14 protein-coding genes are annotated in these 26,603 nt (G+C 33.1%); 6 read left to right on the forward strand and 8 right to left on the reverse strand.

The genetic code is table 11. The annotated features are described in order from the left end of the window. Nucleotides 1-1,358: 1,358 nt before the first annotated feature. Nucleotides 1,359-6,521: a putative type IX secretion system sortase PorU2 gene (gene porU2 / locus BC781_RS20595; protein WP_109621456.1), complete on the reverse strand. Its 5,163-nt coding sequence runs from the start codon at nt 6,519-6,521 to the stop codon at nt 1,359-1,361. After that, nucleotides 6,508-7,677: a putative type IX sorting system protein PorV2 gene (locus BC781_RS20600; protein ID WP_109621458.1), complete on the reverse strand. Its 1,170-nt coding sequence runs from the start codon at nt 7,675-7,677 to the stop codon at nt 6,508-6,510. Before BC781_RS20600 ends, porU2 begins: the two co-directional genes overlap by 14 nt. A 155-nt stretch (nt 7,678-7,832) precedes the next feature. Here BC781_RS20600 and BC781_RS20605 point away from each other — a divergent pair, with 155 nt between their 5' ends. Next, complete coding sequence (locus BC781_RS20605; RefSeq protein WP_109621461.1) at nt 7,833-8,327, forward strand: SixA phosphatase family protein; 495 nt, start codon at nt 7,833-7,835, stop codon at nt 8,325-8,327. Next, nucleotides 8,328-9,101, forward strand: coding sequence for a YdcF family protein (locus BC781_RS20610; protein ID WP_109621463.1), 774 nt, complete (start codon nt 8,328-8,330; stop codon nt 9,099-9,101). It abuts the gene before it with no gap. 36 nt (nt 9,102-9,137) lie between these two features. Here the strand turns inward: BC781_RS20610 and BC781_RS20615 are convergent, their stop codons facing one another. Continuing rightward, nucleotides 9,138-9,971 (reverse strand): PDDEXK family nuclease, encoded by an 834-nt coding sequence (locus BC781_RS20615; RefSeq protein WP_109621465.1) that lies wholly within the window; start codon nt 9,969-9,971, stop codon nt 9,138-9,140. Nucleotides 9,972-10,082: 111 nt separating this feature from the next. Between BC781_RS20615 and BC781_RS20620 the strand changes: the two genes are divergently transcribed. Further along, complete coding sequence (locus BC781_RS20620; protein ID WP_109621467.1) at nt 10,083-11,672, forward strand: glycerol-3-phosphate dehydrogenase/oxidase; 1,590 nt, start codon at nt 10,083-10,085, stop codon at nt 11,670-11,672. Between the two features lie 37 nt (nt 11,673-11,709). On the opposite strand, the gene BC781_RS20625 is transcribed toward BC781_RS20620, so the two are convergent. From BC781_RS20625 to BC781_RS20640, 4 genes are all read right to left on the reverse strand, one after another. After that, nucleotides 11,710-13,977 carry a heparinase II/III family protein gene (locus BC781_RS20625; RefSeq protein ID WP_109621469.1) on the reverse strand — a complete coding sequence of 756 codons (2,268 nt, stop codon included), beginning with the start codon at nt 13,975-13,977 and terminating at the stop codon, nt 11,710-11,712. 238 nt (nt 13,978-14,215) lie between these two features. Next, on the reverse strand, nt 14,216-14,623 hold the full coding sequence (locus BC781_RS20630) for a response regulator (protein ID WP_394342345.1): 408 nt from the start codon (nt 14,621-14,623) through the stop codon (nt 14,216-14,218). 140 nt (nt 14,624-14,763) lie between these two features. After that, nucleotides 14,764-15,993 (reverse strand): CheR family methyltransferase, encoded by a 1,230-nt coding sequence (locus BC781_RS20635; protein WP_109621473.1) that lies wholly within the window; start codon nt 15,991-15,993, stop codon nt 14,764-14,766. A 160-nt stretch (nt 15,994-16,153) separates the two neighbouring features. Continuing rightward, entirely contained in the window at nt 16,154-19,753 is a 3,600-nt protein-coding gene (locus tag BC781_RS20640; RefSeq protein WP_109621475.1) for a CheR family methyltransferase, read from the reverse strand. Nucleotides 19,754-19,955: 202 nt separating this feature from the next. Between BC781_RS20640 and BC781_RS20645 the strand changes: the two genes are divergently transcribed. Continuing rightward, entirely contained in the window at nt 19,956-22,847 is a 2,892-nt protein-coding gene (locus BC781_RS20645; RefSeq protein WP_109621477.1) for a chemotaxis protein CheB, read from the forward strand. A gap of 28 nt (nt 22,848-22,875) precedes the next feature. On the opposite strand, the gene BC781_RS20650 is transcribed toward BC781_RS20645, so the two are convergent. Next, complete coding sequence (locus BC781_RS20650; protein WP_109621479.1) at nt 22,876-23,325, reverse strand: BLUF domain-containing protein; 450 nt, start codon at nt 23,323-23,325, stop codon at nt 22,876-22,878. Nucleotides 23,326-23,920: 595 nt separating this feature from the next. Between BC781_RS20650 and BC781_RS20655 the strand changes: the two genes are divergently transcribed. Together BC781_RS20655 and BC781_RS20660 are read left to right on the forward strand one after the other, a co-directional pair. Beyond that, complete coding sequence (locus tag BC781_RS20655) at nt 23,921-25,576, forward strand: BCCT family transporter (RefSeq protein ID WP_109621481.1); 1,656 nt, start codon at nt 23,921-23,923, stop codon at nt 25,574-25,576. 12 nt (nt 25,577-25,588) lie between these two features. Next, nucleotides 25,589-26,533 (forward strand): universal stress protein, encoded by a 945-nt coding sequence (locus BC781_RS20660; RefSeq protein ID WP_109621483.1) that lies wholly within the window; start codon nt 25,589-25,591, stop codon nt 26,531-26,533. Nucleotides 26,534-26,603: the final 70 nt, after the last annotated feature.

Here is a 26,603-nt window from a genome sequence, read left to right on the forward strand (position 1 = left end):
TAAACCTCCTTCTTGTTTGACTACTAAAGTAAAGGCTGACTACGTAAATGAATTACGGTCTACTACATTGGGCGACTTAAGTTGAGATACCTATATATATAAAAGTATTGATTCGAATTTTAATGGAATAGAAAAAGAGGGTTGAATTAGGTTATTTACCTTGATTTAATCCTCTTTAATTATGCTATTTTCTCTATAATTATAAATAATTCAAATAATTATTAAAGAAGATTACATACATATGTTTTAAGAAGTTGATGATTAAATCTTTCATGGTCGAGCTTCTATCCATGGCTTCAACTACTATGGTTTTTAAGGCTTCTTTGGATTTGTAGAGTTGATTTTTCAGTTCTACATTCTTAAGACGATTCTATATTTGTTCACTAGTATTAACTTCTGGATTATTAAGACAAGTTGTGAATCTCAAACTTGGAACTCGAAAAGCTAAAATGGTCAAAAAACTATGGACGTCTATACCGAAGAATTTAGAAGTAAAATAAAGGTTTACTCAGATCATTATTCAGCTTATCAAAAGATATAACCCAAAGAGATTCATGAAACATGTGATCCCAAAAGAAAAAAAATCATGTGGAACGATTGAATTGGTACTTGAGGTAAAGGGTAAGTAGATTAGTTTAAATGAGCTGAACTTTTTCTAAGAAACTCAAATGTAATTATTTAGCTATTAGATGTTTTATTGGTAAATGCAATTTATTCCTTTGTACTAACTCTACTACTTGAGATGTTTTTTTCTCTGATTGAGTCGTTTTTTATCAAAAAACTAGACTTGTCTAATTATCCTGATTAATTTACAAGTCTTGGTTAAGCTCATTTATTTACTTTGCCTCTTTAAATTATTCGATTGTTAGGCTAAGGACTTTTTTCTAATAAGTATGTTAAATTTATCTTGATGAATATCAATCATCATATCGAAGAAGATCACTTTTTTATCCGTGTCATCTTATTGCGTCTCTTAGGGTGCTTTCTGTTTTTCTAGCTTTAGAACTTCTTGCTCAAGTGACTTCTCCAATTTCATATGAGCTTCATTTATCGAATTCAAGTTACCATATTATCGTAACCAAGTAAAAACAGCACACTTCCTTGAATGTTATATTTCCGTTTGGTTGTGTTAACCCCTATTAGGTCAGATTCAATTTCTTGTACCACTTGTAGTTTATAAGGGTCTCTGTATTTTCTTTGAGTTCGTGTCGTGTAACGTACTTATTTTCTTGATCTTTCCTTTTATAATGGTACTTATTGGGTAACGCTATTTTAGGACAAGATACAGTTTAAAATAAAAAAGTAACCCTCAATAATTATGAAGGTTACTTTTAGCAGTTTTAGGTTAGGAATATCTTCTATCGAAGTAAATACATTTTACCAATATTATTTTTGAATAGTTTGTCATCTGATTTAGTTTTAAATCCACTAAAACCATCACCCCAAATGACTCTGTAAAGGTATACTCCATTTGCAAGTTGATCTCCAAATTCGTCTTTCCCATCCCAAGCATAATCACTGATATTATCTCCAATACGAATTGGCCCTAACTCATCTTGAGTGATTTCTCTGACAATTTTCCCAGTCACTGTCATAATCTGTATTTTCATTTGAGTAGGAGCTTCAGAACCTGTTATTGTAAAAACAAATCTGACTTTATCAGAAAATGGATTAGGATAAGGATAAACTTGTGTAACCGTTTTTTCAGTATTTACTTCAAAAATAACAATATGTTCTTTTTCTTCTGGTCTAAGTGTATTGTCTGGATTTGTAATGCCATTTCCAGCTCTATCTTCAATGTTTTGGATCATAAGAGCATAAATACCAGTTTCTAAGTTTTGATCTGTTAGATCATATAAAACAGATAGCTCATCTTTTTCATTGCTATTATAGTCTGAGTAGCCAATAGAATTATCATCAAAAGTAAAGTCTTCTTTTAAAAATCCACTTGTGATATTTCCTAATTCTCCAGTATTAGCTCTGCCTAAGAATACCTTCATATTTTCTGGAACTTCTGTCATAGGCAGGTGCTCGTTATCATCTTTGATTAGAACATTTACAATGGCATTTGGAGACACAACTTCACCATTCATAATTCTTTTTCCATCAAAAAATACATCTGTATAAGGACTGTATGTATCTAGTTCTACTTCAAAGAAATAAGGTAAGCTATTGTTGATATACGTTTTTTCTAAAACAGTAGACTCATTATTGTCTGGATTCACTGTTACAGTCAATTCATTCAATTCTTTAAGTCCTTCAGTAGATCTTTCCCAAGCAAAAGTCGTAGAATCTCCTACAGCAGGTGCTGCAATCTTTATTTCACTATCCAATTGGTTGTCAATACTAAATTGAACTAGGAGAGAATCAGAAGAAAAGCTTACATTTCCTGTATTATAAAAACTGAATTCGTTTGAAGCTATTTGTCCTTCTTTATAGCTTTCTTCAGATTTTGATACATAATTTAAAGATCCATCTGCAGCTTCATCAAATTCTACATGCCATGAACGTAAATCTGATGGGGTACGATTAATACTATCTGTTGAAACCCATTTGAGTTGTAAATAAGGATATGTATCAGAGGGTATGTAACTTAAATCTAAATTATTAATATTGTTATTTAAAATAGTTTGTTGAATCAGTTCTGATGATCCGTCATTTTTAAAACCAAAGATATAGAGTTCATTAGAATCACTATTTTCTGCATCAATATTTACGATAGCTTGTTTCCAACCATTTGTATTTATAGCTGGTCCAATTATTTCAGATTCTAGTTCACCTTTATCAATGTTTAAGTTAATCGTATATGTGTGTTCTATAGTTTGTTCTAATGGTGAAATATTTGAGTTCGTGTCAGCCTTGATTTCGAGAGCTTGAAAAGTAGAGTTAAACTCAAACTCTTTATTATTTTTGGCAAAAGCGATATAAGGTTCTCCTTTTTGTAATTGAGAAAAGCTATCTGAATCAATTCCTATCTGGTCAAGTGTATTTATATCATCTTGTCCAAGACTAGAAAAGTTTATGTTACCTTGGGCCAAAAATATAATATGATCGCCTAATTGTTTTGAGTATGCTGGAAAACCAGACTTTGGCCCGTCAAATATTTTATTGAATTCAGTGGGAGCAAACGGTACTGATGCATATATATTTGCACCAAAGTCTGATCTATTAGCTTTTAAGCCACAGAAAACTCCTCGAACAGACCAGTGTGTATTGGTTTGATACAATTCACCATTATCTTTATCTATGAAAATAGTTAAGAATCGATGATCTCTACAAGCACGATCTGGGCCACCATTTTCAAGGTAAGTTAGGCCGTCAATACTAAGCTCATATGAAGGTGAAGAAGAATTTACTCCAGATGATTTTACGTAAATTTCTTTTTCGTTAGGAAAGTACCATTCTGGTGACAGCTGAGGAGAGATATTAATATTACTTCTCATTCTAAGAGCTGAGGTTGCAGTATTTTTAAACTGGTATTGAGAAAATTGTCCCCATCCATTAGTTGAGTTATTTACCCATTGAAAATTTATTGTGTTTTCTAAAATATTATCTCCATCTTTATATTCAACTTTTAGATAATAGACTTGTTCTTGAAAATTAAAATCATCTCTAGATATAGATAAACTTGCATACGTTCCTCCTGTTATTTGTTCAGTTAAAAGTGGAGTATCAAAGTTGTATGAATCATCTAAAGTAAATGTGTACTCAACATTTGAAGCCCCAAGATAACCTACATTTTGGATTAAAATATTGAGATTGTCTTGATCGGTTACTTGATGGTTGAATGGTGAGATAAAAATAGGTTGACCATCAGGAATAAATATGTTAGAACTAATAGTATTATTTAAAACTGATTGTTCGTCTATATTTCCTAAGTAATTCAGATTTAAAGTAAAATTATTAACTCCACTTCCTTTGGTCTTATCCTCATTGGTATTTGATACATAAATATTCAGAGTACTACTATGATTTAATGAATCTGTATTTGTATCTAGGTAAAAGTTATTGCTTCCTAGCTCACCAAAATATTCAGTGATACTATTGTCTGGAAATTTACGTACTAATTGTATATCGAGTTCTTGATTGTCATAAGTGAAACCTAAATTTTGTATAGGTACTTTTAATATAAAGGCATCATCTGAAGCACTAACTTCACTAACAGATGATAAAGATTCAATCTCTAATTGATCAGTAACAGCAAAATCAGCTAGTACTTCATTTGTGTTAAAAAGTTTAACAGCTGGATCCCCGTTTAAAATATATTGTTGTAGGTGAGCTTTAAATGCAAGAGTTGAAGAACTATATTTCTGTTTGGTCATTTCAACCAATATTTTCCCTATTGGTTTATTTATGAAACCTTTGTTATTAAACTGATAATCATAAAGAAGATTCATATAATCTTCAAGATTATTCAAAGTACCTGTTGAAGCCATTCCTAGAAATATGATAGATCCTTTTTGAGGAGTAAAGGTCCAATCTTCAGCCCAACTATGGTATGCTGTAGAATTTAAACGGTCTTTAGTGAAAACGTTTCCTGCATTACATCCGTTAACAAAAACCAATGGGTATTTCGATCTGTTATTGAATCCATATTTGTCTTGAGATACATATCCAATATCCATATCAAGAAAACTAGCACTGGAATGTCCTAGATAAGAAATCATTGATCGTCCTTCATTAACTTGTTCAGAGATATTGACATATGAAATGAAATCCTCAAAAGTCTCTCTGGTTTTGTCATCTACATTTCCTCCCAAATATGCTGAAGTTGCCTTAGTTTTTAATTGATTCATTATTCTATCCATTAAAAATGCATCTTGAGTAGAAGAACCACCTCTTACATGAAGAACATTTTTCTTCCAAATCTGTGACATTGCGAGGAACTCATGCTCTTTCACCTTATTGAAGTAATCAGCTAGTTGCTGAGCTGTCCAACAAGATATTCGTCCTACCCCTATAAGAGGAGTGCCATCTTCATTGGTTTTTGAGCCCAAAAGGTTGTCTGAAGAGTTTGTTCCATATGTAGGAACTAATGATTGGTACTTTGTATTTTTTAAGCTGTATTGTTTATTGTAGTAGTCAGATGCAACCTCAAGTCCCTGTCCAATTAGAAACAAATACTTATCATGATCTTCTTCATACATAAAGTTGACATAGTTTCTTATCGCTAAAGGAGTGATTTCACCATAAGAAAAAAGGTCATATATTTCTTCAATACTTTTAGATTCAACATTATATCCACCACCTTGAGCGCTTTCTCTATAACTCTTGTAAGCATCAATCACATCTGAGTAACCTGCAGCACTGCCTTTTAAGCTTTCATGGTAAATCATCAAGTAATCAAACCTTGTAGGATCTGTATTGATATTCCAATTTGTAGCTTTAATGGAAAACAGGTTTTTATACTCTGAACTAAGGTAAACCTTAGGATTTGTAGTGCTTGATTGCCAAGTTAATAGGTTTGCATTTTCTTGTTGTATAGATTTTATATTATAGATATCACTGATATCCCATGCTGTGAAATCTGAATTCAGATCACTGATTTCTACGATATTATTTTGGTCATCTGATTGAGTAGAAAAATGAAGTGAATTGTTACCACTAATGCTATTTGCACTGTTATACTCAATTTGGAAATAAGAAAGTGCAACAGCATTTAGAGTTGCTTCAAGTCTAAAAATAAAAGATCCATCCGTATTTATGAGGTCGCTGTTCAGTTCATATTCATGCTGAGTGAGAGTGACATCATATTCTCTTTTACTATCGAGAAGAGTGAGTGAACTAGCATCCTTACCTACGTAAATATTATACTCACCTGATGCATCAGTATCTACTGTAACAATGTTAGTTTCTAGTTTTACCTCAGAATTAGGGATGTAGTTTTCGAGTTGAATTGTATAATCACGATGAGTTTCTCTAATTCCATTATTTACGAAACCTGCACCTCTTTTAAATGAACTAGCGTATACATTACTATTTGCAATAATACGCTCACCTTTGAAATAGACATTTCTATAACTGATATTTTCAGCTCTCTTAACTGTATTCTGAACAGGAGTACCGGCGGTTGCCTTAGGAGCATCTTCTATTCTTTTACCTAAAATACCAGCATTATTGAATGTGAAAAAGTAAAATGATGAATGTGAATATAAACTTTCGTAAGGGTTCATTCGATTATCCTTACCTTGGTATAATTCATCATCTAGAGCTCCATCATTTTTTACCCCGTAAAACTCAAAGTAATCTTCAGATTCAAACCTGTCATTCCCATTTTGGTCGTACACAAAAATCGCTAATTCTTGACCTCTGTGATATACCTGTAATTCTGAAAGTTTTAAGCTTGAAAGTCCTAGTACTAAGTTGGAAACATCATCATATGACACTCGATAGCGTCCTGTTTCTCTAACTTCCATTTTATAATAAAAACTACTTCCAATCCAGTCAAAATTATTTTGAGCAACTACTGGGGTTGAAAGTAAAGATATTATTAGAAAAATAAATGCCTTAATATATTTCATGGGATTTGTATCTAGGTTGATAAGATTTAGATCTCTCAAGGTTTACTTTTAAAGAAAAAATATGTGAATAGCCAACAGATGATACTTCACCAATGTTAGTGAAAGCATAATCTATATTCCATCGGTCAAATGAGAAACCAATGCCAAAATTAGGTTGCATTTCCCATGATAAAGAACCATCAAAATCTTTAACTTGTTGGAAGTTTCCGATTCCTCCTCTTAAGAATATTGTATTTAAATAATGTAATTCCATACCGAAGTGTGGAGCCACACTGACTAACTCAGTACTAATTGGTGTATTTCTCTGCCCATCAAAAGTACCGTCTAATCCCAATGACATTAAAACGCCTAAAATGTCTTTTTGAGAAGACTCGGCATCTAAATGCTTAACTTTATTACGTTGTTTGTAAATAGAGAGATAACGACCAATACCAATTTGTAACTGAGGAACAGCGACTTCTATAGAGTTACTAGCCAATTCACTACCAGTTTCAATGGCTGTTTCTTCCAATGCATCTTGGTTTATACTCCAAGCATTGAAGGTTCCAACGGCATCTTTTAAAGTCGCCCCAAATAGCCAATCATTCCATTTGGTTTGAACACCAAAGTCTAATCCAAAACCCCAAGAAGAAGCAAAATAACCTGCTGTTCGGTGTATGACTTTTAGGTTTCCTCCAAGTCTGAAGTCATCTAGTAAAGGTAATCTTCTGGCATAAGAAAATAAGAAGGCATAATCTGCAGATGAAAAAGACTCAACATTGTCATAGTTCAATTGCCCATCAGCATCAAACAAGTATCTAGTATCTGGAATTCCATCTACTCCAAATCGGATAGCAGTGAAGCCTATCGCACTTACTGCATCTATTTTGCTTGCAAATCCAACATAGTTATAGTTGGAAGTTCCAGCAAAGTAAGAGGCATACATACCAGCTATTTCATACTTGCTTTGTACACCTAAAAGTCCTGCAGGATTCCAGTAACTTGATGTTTCGTCATTAACATTTTCGACCATCGAGCCTGACATGGCTAATCCTCTAGCTCCAACTCCTATATTTAAGAATTCATTTACATATTTGGGGGCAGTTACTTGCCCAAGAGCAGAAGAATGGACTAAAATTAGAATAAATAAAAGTGAGATTAATTTCTTTATGATCATCAGGTTTTAGGTTTCGCTAGTTGATCTGTGCAAATTTGTTATGATGAAAACGTTCATATTTGTAAAATTCGCATAAAATAAATGCAATTAAACGTGAATATAAACAGTTCTTTTTATTTAATTTCATTTTTCAATTGATCCTAAAGAGAAATTTCATGAAAAACCTATATTTAATTCGTCATGCAAAATCATCTTGGAAAGATCCATCGTTAGATGATTACGATCGCCCACTCAATAAAAGAGGGAAACTTGCAGCCTCTAAAATGGGAAGTTGGATGAATCAAAATCAATATTTTCCAGACCTAATTCTTACATCAAAAGCGATTAGAGCAAAAAGAACCGCTAGATTGATTGCCGATGAATTAAAGTTGGATTTTTTGAATATTATAGAAGACCATTCATTGTATGATTGTCCCCAAGACCATATCATGAAATATCTTCAAAAGTTAGATGATCGATATGATTCTGTTTATTTAGTTTTTCATAATCCTTCAATCACAAAATTAGCAAATGACTTTATTCAAGATTTTTACTTTGATAATATCGTGACGTCTGGTATTGTTGGATTAAAGTTTTCTATGGATTCCTGGTCAGACATTTCTAAAACTCAAGCAGATTTACTTTTTTATCAATTCCCCAAAAATTTTTAAATGTTATACTTTGCCTCCAAGGTCGCTTACATTGTCGTAATGCCTATATTTTGGGTGTTATTTTTATTAGCGTTAGCTCTATTCAAAAAAAAATATCGAGCATTATTCTTATTCTTAGGAATTGCACTTTTATTGCTTTTCTCTAACCCTGTTTTTGTAAACCATTTTATGTTGAAATGGGAGGTTCCTCCAACTCCTTTAACTGAGTTAGAAGATAAAAAATATGATGTAGGAATAGTATTAAGTGGTGTTACAAATAATACAAAATTACCTAGAGATAGAACTTATTTAAGGCATGGTGGTGATCGAGTCATGCATGCGGTCATGCTTTATAAGATGAAGAAAATCAAGAATATTATCATTACAGGTTCTTATACAAAAGTATCAGGAGAAAAGTTGGGAGAATCTGAAGCAATGAAGAATCTGATGCTTTTATCTGGAGTAAAAGAGAAAGATATAATTATTGAGCAATCTTCAAGAAATACTTACGAAAGTGCAATTCAGACTAAGGAATTATTAAAGGGCCAATTTCCTGAAAAGCAATATCTATTAATTACTTCTGCTTTTCACATGAGAAGATCTCTTGCCTGTTATGAAAAACAAGGGATTAAGGTTGATGGTTTTAGTACTGATTTTTACACTTCAGATGCAGAATCTGATTGGTCAGATTGGATAGGAGGAATGTTACCCTCAGAACATAGTTTCTTTGTTTTTAGTAAGCTAGTTCATGAGGTTTTCGGTTTCTACGTCTATAAAGCACTAGGTAGGTGCTAGTTTGATTCCTTAAAATATTTCAAAAAAGGCTTTCTGTTAGTAGGAAGCCTTTTTTGATAACTGACGATCTAGTTTTAGCTTTTGGTTATACTTTCTCAGCATTTTTTCCCTAAAGTTATTTTTGGCTAAAATCTCAGATTGAGCTTTTGACCAAGGAGCACTTTCTGGAACAAGATGCCATACCTGACTAGCATACTTTTTGAATCCTTGATAGCCTAAAACTTCAAATAATATATGACCAACTATCGCTTTGCAACCTTCCGGGTTATTTAAAACCTGCGCTTCTGTGAACCTGATAACTACCCAGTTTTTTGATAAAAAATATTTGTTCCTTTTTTCATCAATGCTAATACCATTTTGATTTATAAAATGGATTGGTTTGCGACTATAGATTTCATAGGGTTCATCTATTTCTATATCAAACCAAATTCCAGATTTTGGGTCATGAAGTATTAAATCAGGTTGATAAGGCTTCGCATTTCTGAATTTTTCGATTATGCGGTCAAAGACAATTAAATCTTCAAATTCTAAGGCTAAGTGTTTTAGAAGAATATCTTCAGAAATCCCTCGCCTTTGATTCGGGTAATAAATTTCTGCAGGAGTACTTTTAAGCCTATATTTTTTCTTAGTTGGTGTTTTTACTACTCTTTTTTTATTCTTCAGAGATGCAAGAATTAATAATATGAGAGAGAAAATGATAGTAATAAATAATCCTTCAAATCTGTTTTGTGAAATTGAATAGCAGAATGCTAATGAATTAATTCCTATTAAAAAATAAGTCAGTTTTTGTTTGGGCTTCTTTATAACTTTTTGAGTATCGGTATCGCGATTTAAGTTTGTTGGAAAGAATATTTGAGGATAGTGGTTCATAACAAATTTAATAATGGACTAGGTTTTAGTAATTCCCGTAAAAAAACTCCAAATTATACATATCAACTTTCTGCAAGTTAATACATTCATAGAACCCTTTATTATTTTTTCATGAATCGAGAAGAACAATTACAAGAAATAGCGTCTTTGAAAGAATGGGATTTAATAGTGATTGGTGGAGGAGCGACAGGACTAGGTTGTGCCTTAGATGCGACCATGAGAGGTTTGAAAACCTTGGTCGTTGAACAAGCCGACTTTGCTAAAGGGACATCGAGTAGAAGTACAAAATTGATTCATGGAGGAGTTCGCTATTTAGAGCAAGGGGATGTTGGTTTAGTTCAAGAAGCTTTGTATGAAAGAGGATTATTGAAAGAAAATGCCCCACATTTAGTACGAAATCAACGTTTCGTAATTCCTGTTTACGATTGGTGGTATCAGCCATATTATACGATAGGTCTTAAAGTTTATGATCTGATGTCAGGCAAATTAGGTTTAGGGCCATCTGAAAGCATTTCTAAGGAAGAAACAATAAACGCTATCCCTAATATTCAGCAAGAAGGTTTAAGTGGAGGTGTTGTTTATTATGATGGACAATTTGATGATGCCAGACTGGCGATTACGCTTGCGCATTCTATTACCGACTTTGGTGGTAATGTCATTAATTATATGAAAGTGACAGGACTTTCAAAAGATCTTAAAGGCTATGTGAATGGAGTGAAAGTAGAAGATCTTGAAAAGGGAGAAGAATATCATCTGAATTCAAAAATGGTAGTCAATGCGACAGGTATTTTTGTGGATCAGATTAATAAAATGGATTTGCCAGACTCTCATGATATTATAAAACCAAGTCAAGGAACACATATTGTTTTAGACAAGAGCTTTTTACCAAGTAATGATGCGATTATGGTTCCTAAGACTGACGATGGAAGAGTGTTATTTGCAGTGCCTTGGTATAATAGGGTAGTGGTTGGGACTACAGATATTCCATTAAAAGAATCGCAGTTAGAGCCAAGGCCAAAGGAAGAAGAAGTTGATTTTATTCTTTCAACAGCAGGTAAGTACTTGACAAAATCGCCTAAAAGATCAGATATAAAGAGTTATTTTGCTGGTATTCGACCACTTGTACAGCCAAACAAAGATGTAAATACTAAAGAAATATCAAGATCTCATACAATTTTAGTTTCCGATTCTAATCTAGTAACAGTAACAGGAGGGAAATGGACAACTTATAGAAGTATGGGGGAAGAAACAATCGATAAAGTTTTAGAGGTTGGAAACTTTCCTAAGTTGAAATGTATGACCAAAAACTTATTGCTTCATGGTTTCTTAAAACAAGGGGAGGATGAAGGAGATTTATCACCATACGGTAAAGATTTGCAGAAAATAAGAGCTCTTATAGAAGATGATGAGACGCTTTCTGATGAGTTAGGAACAGAGGTCAAGATTAGCAAAGCTGAAATTGTGTGGGCTACCAGATTTGAAATGGCTCGGAAGCTGGAAGATGTTTTAGCTAGAAGAACGAGAGTTCTTTTCTTAGATGCACAAACAGCGATAGATATTGCGCCAAAAGTAGCAGATGTAATGGCTAAAGAATTGAAGGAGGGCCAGCCTTGGATAGAGAGTCAAATAAAAGAGTTTAGAACACTTGCTTTAAGGTATTTACCAAGTGTAGATTTGAGTGAAAAAGAGGTCAGTGTGTAAACTAACCTCTTTTGTTTTTATTCAAATACTGCAATTATCATTTAGTACATTTCAGTTCTTCATCTATTTCTAATCTGAAATTATTCTCATTAACTTCTTTTTTAACTTTTGTAATTTTTGAGACTCCCGAGATGTTTAAGTTCGCCCCTTGATCACCTATAATTTTAAGGGTTATATAGTCTTTTTTATTTCTAACGAAAACATCTACTTCGTTGGAGAATTCCACTTTTATTCCATTTAAACTAAAGTATTTCACCCCAAATAAGATTGACTTCTCATCATCTACTAGGCTTACTAAATTATTGCCTTTAGCTTCATAGTTAAGCTCATTGAGTTTCCAATCGTCTATTTTTAAGTGTTCTGAAGTTTCATCTAATCGTTTTGAATAACTATTGTATGGATAAATAATACTGATAAAGTTTTCTTCAATCCCATTTTTTGAGATTATTGACCATTCCTTTCCTCTACTACCATCTTTTGATATGCTATCTATCACATTTAATTGTAGAATATCACATCCAGCTCCATTACTAAAACTAGATCGAATCAAACCTTCTTTTGATTCTTTAGTATAATGCCCCTGCCAAACCTGTTTGTAAGTATGTTCAGTGTCTGATTTGAAATTATCCTTTACAATCCAAAATTTGTCTTTGATATATATGACTTGTCTACTGTAATGGACCCCATTTTCTTCAAATCCATCATGTTTTCCTACAAATAAATCAAAGTATTTGTTGCTGTCCCATTTTAAAACACTTGGTTTAGGTAGTTTTTTAAATTTACCAAAACCACTTCCTCCTTTATTTGAAGTCCATTGTTGACCTTGAAGAATATCATCGACTAGAGCAACATTTTTTACTTTCGAATTTTTAAATAGTTCATAGTCATCTAAAGAATATCGAACTTGGTAGTTTGGTAAAATAACATTTCCATTTGCCATAGCCTGTATTCCAAGAATATCACCATGCTGATGGTCCGGTTTTTTGGAATCAACTCCAGCACTGATGATCATCATCTTATCATCCTTTTCCCATCCCTCACGCATGATGTAGTAATGAGTTTTATCGAAATTCACTGCGCCAAAGGAGGGACTATCTTTTCTGATATTTTTGAGATCTTCTAATTGACTTTCTTTTAAGAACCAATAGAGTTTGTCATCTACTTTATTATTTGCAAAATATCCAAATTGTGGTTCTTCAAAAAGAAGATAGCCTAGAGTCATTGTTCCTGAAATGTCATTTTTTTCAGCCCAAGGTTTATCCGTATCATCTTGTAAGACAGGTGCTGTTTTATCTGGGTATGCTATTTTAACTAGTGTCGTAAATAAAGATTTAAGCTTTACCAACCATTCTTGACTTAATTCTATTTCATTTATTCGAGCCAACTGGTATACATAGAAATAATTTGAGATATCACTCATGTGGTAGTGAACACTTCTTTCAAACTGGAACCCATCTTCATTAATTTCATTAGACAGGTGTTCGTTTAGTCTTGTCATTGCTCTATCAAACCAAGCTTCTGAACCTTTGAAATCGCTGAATATGATTGATAGCATGGCTAGAGCAGACATGCCTCTTGTTTGATGATTTCCAGATTTGAATTTTGCATTAGTCTCATAGAGATGTTGAGCGTGTTGAATAAAAGTCGCTACAGTTCTGAGTTGATCTTCATCAGAGTACTCAGATTCACCTAAGAATAGATTATGAATACTAAGCCAATTTAAAACTCTGTAACCTGAGCGAAATGCTTCGTAGACACCATTTCCATCTTCTATTTTCTCGTATTGATCTTTATCCAGTGATGAATTCAAGGATTGAAGTTGTTTGGTGAAGTAGTCTACGTATTTAGGGTTTTTATCATCATAAAAGTATAAGAAAGCTATATCTAACATTTTATGCTGCCTTGCTAAATGACGCAGTGCATAAGCATTTACTTCTTTACCATTTTGATACTTAAAAGGAAGCTTCCAATGTGTGTCAGCATTAAATTTCTTAAGATGATCCTTAGCCCGATTTGTGTGTTTTGACTGAACTTGGTATAAGTTTTCATATTGCTTAAAACGTGCGTCAACATTTTTCCAATCATAAAAGAATTTTTCAGCAAAGACTTCTCTAAAATACTTTGCTAAAGCCTCTTCGCTAATTCCATCTTCAGCATTTAGATTCTTTCTTACATCTGTTTTTAAGTAAGCATAAAGATTTTCATTAGAAATAACTTTCCTTGATGGGATTTTATCATTAGCAGATACAGCCTCATTGAAAAAGAAGAGAGTGAGGATTCCTAAAAATACTTTGACCAATTTCATGTTAATGTCTGTGAGTTTAATAGTCTACTTTTTATGTCTTTGGGTAATATAAAAAGCTACTAAAACACATGAGATTATAACCTTAACCTTAGTCTGTTTTTTATATGTAAAGGAATAGGATTGTTAGTGGAAGTAGGTTGTGTACTAGATTTTACTATATCTGATTCAAGTACAAATAAAAAAACCTTCTTGTACATTTTAAATGCATAAGAAGGATTTTCAAAGAACTTTGATAGCTCTAAACTAGTGAAGATTCATATTTTTCAATGATGTCAATGAACATCTCTTTTGTCATTGGTTTTGACCTAAATTCATCTAAGCTAGTATATTGTTTTGCTCTAGCAATATCATCTGGGTTAAGGGATGTGGTTAGCATGATGATTACTTTTCCTCCTTGCTTATCCTTATCCAACTGATCGTAAGCCTCAAGGAATTCCCAACCATTCATGATGGGCATATTAATATCTAAAAAAATTATGTCTGGCTTTGGGTAATTATCATCGTCACCTTTTGTAGAAAGGTAATCAATTGCATCTTTACCATTTTTGCAAGAATCAATAATTTCTACAAGTCCAGTATCTTGACAGATGAGAGTATTAATGTAATTATCCACTTCTCTATCATCTACAAGTAAAATACGCTTCAAAACCATAAATAATACCTAAAAATTTAATTGGAACAATAAGTTTAATAAAATTGATTTAAGTAAATAATAGGTCATTAGTAGAGAAAAAGAGAACTAAAACCTTGACGGAGCCAACTTAATGTCGGTAAAGTGCAAAAGGGTTAATTTATCATAATTTTAAGATAAAATGAGTTTTGGTTTGTGCTATTTCTTTTGTTCTGAACCTTAAAACTTATAGGAAAAAATAAGTTGTTTAATTTAATGTTTCTGATGAGAATTTCGTTTGACCCAATCTTAGATAAACTCACGAAAGACGTATAAATAAGCTCATTGTATTCGTTTAACAATTTTGAAAATACTTGGTAGTTTATATCCTTTAGTTTAGCCTGATTGCTCACATTCTCTCTCACAGATTTTGAAGGTATATCTAGGGTTACTTCATATAAATTTGAACCTTTCGTTTCATCTAAATCTTTGAAGTTTATAGCTGTAGTAGCAGAGTGATTCATATAAAATCTGTAATCACTGATTTTATAACTAATCACACTTATTTTTTTGTGATTGATGAAAATGTGATTCGGTGTGATATCATCTGCTTTTAAACCGCAATTCTTTAAACTTCTATGATATCCATCCTTACTTAAAAAAAGAAGCCCTTCTTTTCTGAGTGAGAAATGAATGGAGCGATTCATGAGTCCATGGTGTTTCAAATCAATTTGATGATGAATCCCTTGACAAATCACTAAGTCCATATTGTTGTAAGGTGGATTTTTGATTGGACAGTGATTACTAAAAAATATCTTAGATTTCACCTTATTCGCTATTGAATACATGCCATTTTTAGATTCAAAGAAACGGTCGATATCCTTTTTCTCTACATTCTTAATTTGTTCAGAAGAATATGTGGCACTTCTAGCTATTTTGATATTGCCTAGTAATTGATCCGTACCAAAAAGTTGATATTCCTTTTTAAGCTTGAGTTTTTCTAATAGAATAGATAGCGAATAGACACTTTCTCCTTGATTTGCACCTAATACCCAAATCCGGATAGGGGCTGAACTCTTCAGATTATCTAATTCTACTATTTTCTTTTGGAGTAATTGCCAATCTATGTTTGGTGAAAAGAATTCTGTTGAAGCATTTTCAAGGTTATTTATGATGTTATAAAGCTCTTCTGGATAGTTTTCATAAAATGTATTGATTTCAGCAATACTCTCAAATGTTGATTTGGCTAAAAATTCAGGAAACCACTTTTCAAAATACTTATATGACCAACAGAAGTTAGATAGATTTTGAAATAGTTTGATGATTTCCTTTTGGTGATGATTCTCTTCTAAAGAGGTATTCTTAGTTGATGGTGTTGAATAAGAATTGTAAGACTTCGCAAGCATAATAAAGCAATCATAAATTCTATGTTAATAAAGAATTTACAATTAGAATATCTTACATCTGTAATGTTTCTATAGATAAATCTAAATGTATTTAAATATTACAATTGTTGCTTACTAGTTTTATATTGAATTACTGTATAGGTATTAATGATGAAAATCTTTACTTTTTGATACTAAAAGTAAATGTAGAACCTTCTCCAACTTTAGATTTTACATTGATACTTCCACCGTGGAATTCTACTATTTTCTGACAACTTGAAAGCCCGATTCCAGAACCCTCATATTCATCTTGTGTATGAAGGCGTTGGAATACTAAGAATATTTTTTCTTGATATTTTTCAGAAATTCCGATTCCGTTATCTTCAATACTAAAGTTGTAGAAACGTTTAGTCTCTTCTCCAGTGATAATTACCTTCGGTTGAACTCCTTCCTTGTGAAACTTTAAAGCATTTGAAAGAAGATTTTGAATCAGCTGTCTAAACTCTGTTTCGTAAGCATTTACTTGTAGAGGAATTCCACGAATAACTATATCTGCATTCAAGTCATTTATTAATTGTTCTAAGTCGTGTACAACATCTTGAATAACTTTTCTAGGAGAAACGACAGATAGTTTATTGTTTTTTCCTAGTCTCGAATATGAAAGCAAGTCTTTGATCAGTGTACTCATACGATTTACTGCTTGTACTAAAAAGCCAAGATATATGTCGGCTTTCTGATCAAGTTGGTCTTCATATTCTGTTTTCATACGTTTTGCAATAGTCGAAATTGTACGGAGTGGTTCTTGAAGATCATGAGAAGCGACGTATGCAAATTGTTTAAGTTCTGCATTCTTCTTCTCAAGTTTATGTTTTTCATCCAACCAAGTGATATCAACAATGCTGCCTATAATTCGTGTAGCTTTACCTTCAATATTTCTTTCAATCACTTTACATTTGCAGTAGGTGTAAATGATTTCACCATCCGAATCATAGAATCTTAGCTCAATACTTTTACTTTCTTCTTCACTTTCCCATTTGAGCAGTTGATGGAGTTTGAAAATGTCTTCATCATGAACATAAGATGCCCAAACATCAAAACTTTCAAATTCTTTATTCTCATCTCTACCAAGCATTTTCTTGAAAGTATGACTACTCGTAAGTGTCTTTTGTTCAAGATTAACTTCCCAATACCCAGCCATTGTTTCCTCCAAGATTTGCTCAAAAACAATATTCTGTTGATGGTACTTTTGCTCTACAAGTTTTTGCGAAGTGATTTCAATAAATGAAATTACCACTCCTTCTTTCTTGCCATCTTCATCTATAAATGGCATACTCCTGTTGAGATACCATTTATCTGATAATGTCTGGAGTTCATGCTGTTGAGGCTTCCCTTCAGCAATAACCTTTGAGATATTTTCTAAAAAGACGCGGTTGTATTTACTTTTAAAACTAGAAGTGAAGTGTGAAATTGGTCTGCCAATATCATTTTCAGTGATGTGGAACTGATCTTGAATGGCAGGGGTGAACTTCAAAATACACATTTCACGATCTATAAAGATGGTACCAATTTGGGTACTCTTTAAAAGGTTACTTACTTCAGCATTAAGCTCACTAAGCTGATTTACTTTATACTGATGTTCCGCATTTACAGTATAAAGTTCTTCATTCAAACTTTGTAATTCCTCATTAGAGCTTTCAAGTTCTTCATTTGTAATCTGTAGCTTTTCATGATTGAGTAATTCTTTCGCAATTACATCATTCATCCTTTTTCTGAGCAATGAAAGTTCTTTGGTGAGGGAGTTTATTTTCTCTTGTGCATTATGATGAATATTTTCTTCATCGAAGCTATTTTTTGAAGACAGTTTTTTCTCTTTAGGGATTAAATAAATAAGATATTGATTGCTTTGCCTTGGTCCTGATTTAATTTCTTTTAAAAGTATTTTTAAGCTGATTTGTTCTTCATCTGAAATTGTGAAAAAAGTTTCTACTTCTGCTTTTGCAGTCAGCTTATTCATTTCAAAGAATAGAGATTGAATCTGAAGATTAAGTTCTTCTGGAAGTAGCTCGAATAGATTGATACTAAATCCTTTCTCCTTTAAAGAAATGAATTGAGTTAAATCTCCAATGGTGTGTAATATATTTCCGTTGAAGTCTATCTTAATAACCGCACCATTTACCATCTGAATAAGGTCAGAGCTGATGTTCTCGTGCATTTCCAGCTCATGTCTTGTCTTATTTGGAGCAGTAACAGGACGTAGGTCAAATTTTCGGGATGGTGAAAGTTGTTTGTGCCCAAGAACAGGGGATTTATTTATACTTTTAAAGATATTTAAACCTGTTCCTTCTTCTTGGATATCTCCCTTTAAGTGATCTACTGTTTCACTTTTTCCTAAAACCAAATAACCATTTATTTTCAATGCATAATGCAGTCGCTCTAATGCGGTTTGTTGTGCAGAAGCATTCAAATAAATGATGAGGTTTCGGCAAAATACCAAATCCATTTTGTTGAACGGAGGCTGAGAAATGATATTATGCTCAGAAAATATAATCTGAGAGCGAAGTTCTTCACTTACTTCATAAAATCCATGTGTATTGTGACGGAAATATTTTCTCTTTAAATCTAATGGTACTTTATCAACAGATTCTGAAGAGTAAATGCCTTCTCTTGCAATCAGTAAACTTTCTTTGTTTAAATCTGTGGCAAAGATTTTTATTTTGATGAATAGATTTCTTCTTTCAAGCTCCTCATTAATAAGCATTGCTATGGTGTAAGCTTCTTCGCCTGTACTTACACCTGCACACCATACTTTGATTTGCTCACTGTCAGAGTTTTTATAATCGTCAACTATTTTGGGAATTATATATTCAGATAGATAATTCCAAACTTCTAAATCTCTAAAAAATTCAGTGACTCCAATTAAGAAAAATCGTTCAAGAGAGAGAACTTCATTGGGTTCACTTTTTAGGTATTCGTAATAATACTCTGGTGTAGGGATTTTTTTCTTTTTGAGTATTTCTTTAAGCCTTCTGTAAAGATTTCCTTGTAAATAGTAATTGAAGTTGTTTCCTGTGTGGTTGTGAATTAGTTGTAAAATCCGATTAAAAGTATCTTCAACTTTCGTTACTGTTTTCTGTTCTTCTTTTACGGTATTATATCGTCCGTTTTTGAGGATATTTTGAAGCTCAATAGCCAATAATTCAACAGGTAAAATATGGTCGGCTGTTTTTGTATTTAGAGCAGCTTTAGGCATACCATCGAACAGCGCTTGCTCAATGAGTTGTATCATCACTTTTCCCCCATGGTTTTTTGTTTCAATGACACCCATACTTCCATCGGTACCCGAACCACTCATGATGATGGAAATGTTATTTTTTTTGAAGTATTGAGCTGCTGAGATTAAAAAAATATCGATAGGGTGATGAGGTGTTTCTGCTTCTATTCGTTCTTCAAGAATGAATTTTCCATCTTTTACTTGAACTAGGTTTCCTTTAGGGATAAGGTATATTTTATGCGGAAGAATCGCTGAATTATTCTCAATCATTTCAACAGGAAGGTTGGTTTCCTTCTTGATGATATTCAGCATATTACTTTTACTGAATGGAGAGAGATGATGGATTAGTACAAAAGCGCAGGGTAGTGCTTTGTCTTTCGGTATATAGTTAAAAAACTGTTGTAATGCTTCTATTCCTCCAGCACTTGTCCCGATTGTTACAAGGTTAAAGTCATGGCTTGCTTCTAAAATCTCTTTTCTAGAATCAAACTTTTTAGCATCGTTATTCATTATAATTTATTTATGTCGAAAAAATATGGTCTTTGGGTGTATATACAATCTCCTAAAATAATTCCTATTCGTGAAAAATAGAAAGCATAAGTAAAGAAATATAACTTTTTTCAGTGAAGCCTTTTTCCGATGAAGATTTCAGAAAGTTTAAATATTATACTATTTTTAAAAAAATATCATTTTTAATTTTTCAAGCATAAAAATGGAAGTTCAACAAAATTTCAGCATTGTAGGAATAGGAACTAGTGCAGGTGGGTTAGAGGCTTTAAAAGAATTTTTTGAGAATGTTCCATTAGATTCTGATATCGCTTTTGTAGTTATTCAACACCTTTCACCTGACTATAAAAGTTTGATGGCTGAATTGCTTGCAAAAAGCACTGAGTTGCCAATCCATGTAGTGAGTGACCAAATGAAGGTAGAGGCAGGGAATATTTATCTTATTCCTCCAGGTAAAAATATGACAATTACTTCTGGAGAGCTGAACCTCACACAAAAGCCAATTCTAAATGATCTAAACCATTTACCAATTGATATTTTCTTCCATTCACTTGCTGAATACAAAAAAGAATCTGCCGTAGGTATTATTCTTAGTGGAACAGGAAGTGATGGAACTAAGGGTATAAAATCATTGAAGGAGCATGGTGGAATGGTCATGTGTCAAGACCCTCTACAGGCAAAGTTTGATGGTATGCCTCAGTCGGCAATAAATACCGGCTTAGTAGATTATATTTTGCCAGTTGAAGAGCTTCCAGTAGAGCTTAATAATTATCTATTGAACCCTGGAGAGATAGATGCTCCAGCAAGAGAGTTAGAAAATAATGAAAGTTTAGTTCTTGAAATTTTAAACCAAATCAATAAGGTTGTAGAACTAGATTTTAAACAATATAAAAGACCAACCCAAATCCGACGTATTACCCGAAGAATGGGGATTGGTAAGTTTTTAAGTGTCTCAGATTATTTGAAGCACTTAAAGGAAAATACGAATGAGGTTGAAGAACTTGCCAATGAATTCTTAATTGGAGTTACTCGATTTTTTAGAGACCCAAGTGTGTGGGAAGCATTTGCAGGAAAAGTAATTCGTGAGTTAGTAGATAAGAATAGAAACAGTCATGATATCATTAAAATATGGTCTATTGGTTGTAGTACAGGTGAAGAGGTGTATACCACAGCCATTCTTCTTTTGGAAGAAATGGAGAAAATAGGAGTGAAGTTCACTATAAAAATCTTTGCTACTGACTTGTCTAATAATCACCTTGACGAAGCCAGAAAAGCAATCTATTCTAATGGGATTGAAGAGCAGGTTCCGGATCAATTTCTGAAAAAATACTTTATCAAGGAAGGGGGTAACTATCAAGTGATTGATAGAGTCCGTAAGATGGTAATCTTCTCTGAGCATAATGTACTGGAAGACCCTCCATTTAATAAAATGGATATTGTTACCTGTAGAAATATGCTCATCTATTTCCAACGAGAAGCACAGTTTAAGGCACTAAGCATGATTCATTATGCTCTTAAATTGGGAGGCTATCTTTTATTGGGAAGTAGTGAAACTGTAGGTGATTACAAAAAGGTATTTAAAGAAATTGATCGAAAGGCTAAGATTTATCAGAATAAAGATCAAGCTAAATATTTAGAAGTTAATACTCTTTTTCAGCAAAGCCATGTAGGCTCGCATAGAGTTGGTGGAGGAAGTAAAAATCAGAACATGGAACATCGAATGATTCAGGTGATGATGGATGAGATGACATCAGAACTTGATGTGGCTGGAGTTTATATAGATGAAAACTTTGATATTCTACATGCGATTGGTGAATTTAAACAATTTGTAGTTCTCCCAGATCGAGGATTTAGTATCAATTTGCTGCAGATGATGCCTAATAACATTTCTGTAGCTATCAATTCATCAGTAAGAAAAGTCTTAAAGACAAAAGAGAAAGTTAGTTTTACAGGACTTACATTTGAGAAAAATACCAAGCATCTTTCGCTAAACCTTCTTGTAAAGCAAGTAGAGGTGAGATCTGGTACTTTAAGACCTTGTTTCTTAGTCCTGTTTTTACCCGATACGAAAAGAAAGCTTACTGATAAACAGGTAAGTAGTATTCCTTCGCCTGAGTATCCGTTTGACTCTCGTTATGCAGAATTAGAACAAGAACTTAAAAATACGCGTGAAAATCTTCAAGCTACCTTAGAGGAAGTAGAAACGAGTAATGAAGAATTGCAGGCTACAAATGAAGAACTATTGGCCGCTAATGAAGAACTTCAAAGTACAAATGAAGAACTTCAGAGTGTGAATGAAGAGCTGCATACTGTGAACGCTGAGTATCAGTTGAAGGTGGAAGAACTTTCTAGAGTAAATATTGAAATGGACAATCTGTTTAAGAGTACTCGTATTGGTACGATATTCTTAGATAGACATATGAATATTCGTAAGATTACTCCAGCGATCAAGGAACAATTCAACTTGAGGGAAAATGATATCGGGAGACCAATTACCCATTTTACTTCTAACTTTGGTGAGGAAGATAATCAAGTAATTATGGATCAGTCTCTTAATGTGCTTCACACAGGTATACCTGCTGAAAGAGAGATTCATACCAAAAATATGCATTGGTATTTGAAAAGGATTATGCCTTATTTGGATGCTGAAGGTAAAATTGACGGTGTAGTTATTTCCTTTGTCGATATCAATGAACAGAAGACTTCTAAAGACTTATTAAATTCAAATCAAAAGTCTTTTGAAAATGTCTTAGAAAGCGTAAATGCAGGATATTGGGACTGGAATATAAATGAAGGTATTGAGTATTTTAGTCCTTCACTCAAGAAAATTTTGGGTTATGAGGTGACTGAAGTAATTGGAAGCTTGGATGCCTTAAACACAATTATAGATTCAGATAGTCAAGGTGAGTATAAAAAAGCTTTGGATCAGTTTATTGCAGAAAACAATCAAGAAACATTTGGAGCAAAAATACTTCTAAAGACTAAAGACGGGCAAAAAATTCCGATGTATAGAAAGGCTGCCATAGCTGAAAGAGATAGTGAAGGAAAACCTACTAGACTTGTAGGTTTCCATTTTGATTTAAGCTCATTAGTTTAAAAAAACTATAAAAATAAATACCCTTTTGTTATGCAAAAGGGTATTTATATACCATTGTTCTCAACTTTGCCATTCGGTCAATCATTTCCCAAGCCATCCGATCCCATTCATTTTCTTTATCTACCGTTTTATTACGTTTCAACAGTAACAAATCTGTAATGAGATGTTCCATTTTGGTTCTGACAAAATCTTCTTTTTTAAGCTGATTCATTTGCCAAGCAGGAAAACGTCTTTTATTAATTTCTTGGCTTATAACATTGATAACATTGTGTCTTTGATCCTTCTTTATATTTTCAAAAAGGGCATCAATACTTAAATCATCTCCTTCGATGTACTGAATAAATCGATTCTTTTCATAATACAGATATCCTGTAATCTTGAGGAGCTTATTTTTATTAGACGCTTTGAGTGTAAGATTTGCAAGTTTGGTTTGGTCGAATTTCATTGTAGCCTCACTCACATAAACAAGACCTTTCATATTTTAGCTGCTTATTGTTTAATTATTATTCGAGTAGAAAATAAGTATCTGTAAAATATGAATTTTTCTCTTTTGAGTCTAGACCTAATCTGTTTTTAATTAAATATAATTACCTGAATTTCTATTGTTTACTATACTCCATATTTAGAAAATGCAACAAGTCCTTTTTGTTGTATTGGTGTTCTTATGAGAATTGTAGTTTGATTTAAAAATAAATTTAGATTGTTATGTGTAAGTAAAACAGTGAGTTATGACGTGTCTTTAATTGTTTTTAATACATTCAATGTTGTTTATTAAATATTCAGAAAACAATTATTAATAGTAAATACAAGCTGTGTTTATTTACTGCAAATTTGTATTTGGGTTTTTATTTCTGTAGTAAAAATCTAGTGTGGATTGCTTAAATGAGAATTCCAATTCATTTCGGTGGGTATCGAAATATTATTGAAGATTACAGGTATAATAGACCTACTTATACCTTTTGAAAACTAGGATTTTAAGCTTTGCATACGTAAAGAAAAGTTAGCATACAGAGGAGTATTTGAAGGGATTTATCTACTCTACGCTAATCAAACTTTCATCAACAAACTTGTATATGTCTAAGCTTAATAAAGCTAATTCGAAAAGGAAACTATTCGATGTTCACGCGCCTGTCTTTTGGCCTGCTGTGATCTTATTAACTCTTTTCATTTCAGTCACGCTAGTGGTTGGAGCCCCTATGAAAGAATTTTTTGCAGATGTACAAAATGCCATTTCTGAGTACTTCGGTGGTTTTATGATTCTTTCAATCAACTTTTTCTTGATTTTCTGTCTCTATATGGCCTTCGGAAGATTTGGTCATGTGAGGCTAGGAGGTAAAAATGCAAAACCTGAGTTTAGTACTTCGGCTTGGTTCGCGATGCTTTTTGGAGCAGGAATGGGTATCGGTTTGATGTTCTGGAGTGTAGCAGAACCTATGTTTAACTACGTTACTCCAGCCAAACCAGGTGTCGTTACTCCTGAGACTATTGAAGCTTATGCAGAAGGGATGAAGTACGTATTTCTTCACTGGGGATTTCACCCTTGGGCTGTTTATGCTTTGGTAGGTATGGCATTGGCATATTTCACTTTCAATAGACGTCTACCTCTGGCTGTTCGTTCTGTATTCTATCCAATTCTTGGGGAAAGAATCCACGGACGTATCGGTGATTTAATTGATATTCTAGCTGTTTTAGCAACCTTATTTGGTTTGGCTTCCTCTTTAGGTTTAGGTGTACAACAAATCGGAGCTGGTTTCGAATACCTTTTTGGAATAAAAAATACAACTGAGGTTCAGATGCTTGTCATTGGAGCAGTGACCTTGGCAGCAACGGTTTCTGTGGTAACAGGATTGGATAAAGGTGTGAAAATGCTGAGTGAGTTAAACCTTTATTTAGCAGGTTTATTCTTACTTTTTGTTTTGGTAGTAGGGCCTACAATGTTCATTTTCGATGGTTTTATTGAAAACCTAGGAAATTATGTAGGAAACTTTATCGAATTGAGTTTTTGGACGGAATCTTATGTGAATGGTAAATTCAGTGAGTCACATGTAGATTGGCAAAACGGATGGACATTGATGTATGATGCTTGGTGGATTGCTTGGTCTCCATTCGTAGGTATTTTCATTGCTAGGATTTCCAAAGGAAGAACCATCCGTGAGTTTGTACTCGGGGTATTATTTGTTCCTTCCCTTGTGACTTTCTTCTGGATTTCAGCATTTGGTGGTACAGCAATTTTCTATGAGTTGACAGGTGTAGATATTTCAAATACAATTATGGAAGATGTTTCAACCTCATTGTATTTCTTAATGGAGCAACTTCCACTTTCAGAAATATCTTCAGTAATATCTATAATTCTTGTGATCAGCTTCTTTGTAACATCATCCGATTCGGGTTCTTTAGTGGTAGATTCTATCACCTCAGGAGGTAAGTTAGATGCACCAGTCGGTCAACGTATTTTTTGGGCGCTGACAGAAGGTTTGGTTGCAGCTATGCTTTTATACGGAGGAGGATTACAAGCGATACAAGCTGCCGTAATTACCACAGGATTGCCGTTTACAATTGTCTTAATCTTTATGGCTTTTAGTTTGAGAAAGTCTTTGAAAGATGAAGCTGAAGCCAAGAGTGATATTTCTGATTATGAAAGAAGAATTATTGAGATGGCTCGACAGCGAAAGCAGAAAAAGAAGACGAAAGAAGATGGTTCTGCGCTAGAAAACGAAGTTAAAATCTAATATTTATAGCTCATGAAGATTATTAAGCATATTGTTGTCGGATTGGATTTGTCTACCATGGACAAATATCTTTTGAATTATGCTGCTTTTATTTTCAGAAGATTAGGACCTGAAAAAATCAGTTTTATTCATGTGACACCTTCTTTCACTTTATTGGAAGAACTTCAAGAGATAGACGATGATGAATATGAACCTTTGGATGTTCTTATTCAGAATGAAATGGAAGAAATAATTGATGCAGAGTTTACTCCTCATGTACAAGGTGATATTGAAAAGAATATAGTTGTATTGGAAGGCGAGACAAGTGAGCAGTTTATCCGTTTCTCTGTTAAATCTGATGCGGATTTGATTCTTTTAGGTAAGAAATCCGGCCTTAGAGGTGCTGGAGCTACTTTAAAACAAATCATTTCTCTTTCGCCTTGTTCTGTGATGTTGGCTTCTGAGCTTGCTCCTCATAGCATTGATAATATTCTTTTGCCAATGAATTTCTCAAAACATGCTAGATTGGCATTTGAAAGAGCTAACATGCTTTCTAAGTATTTTGGCGCAAAGTACTTTATGCAATATGTCAATACAGAAGTTTCTTTTAATGGCTTATTACAAAATCAATTCTTCAACAACTTTAACTACGATAAATCAAAGTTTAAAGAAGAAGTTGTAAAGAAAGCAAAAGAGAAGTTTAAGTCTTTCTTGAAGAAAGTAGAAAAAACAGAAGATGAGTTACCTGCAATCAAGTTTAGTGTGAACACAGATGGAGATCCTTCTTACACAATCTATAGATATGCAGTAAAGCAGAAGGCAGATTTGATTCTTCTAGGAGCGGGAATTAGAAGTAGTTATTCTAATCTTTTCTTGGATAGCGTTTCTGAAAAACTTGCAGGATATGATATGACAATTCCAATTTATATCGTGAAAGATAAAGAGCGTAACTTGAAGAAAATCAACTCTATTTTTTAAAAAAGAATCTCTATTAAAAATAAAATCCTCAGTTGAAGTACTCTAAAAGTACTAACTGAGGTTTTCTTTG

Origin of the sequence: Sediminitomix flava (assembly GCF_003149185.1) — a bacterium.
GTDB classification, from domain to species: Bacteria; Bacteroidota; Bacteroidia; order Cytophagales; family Flammeovirgaceae; genus Sediminitomix; species Sediminitomix flava.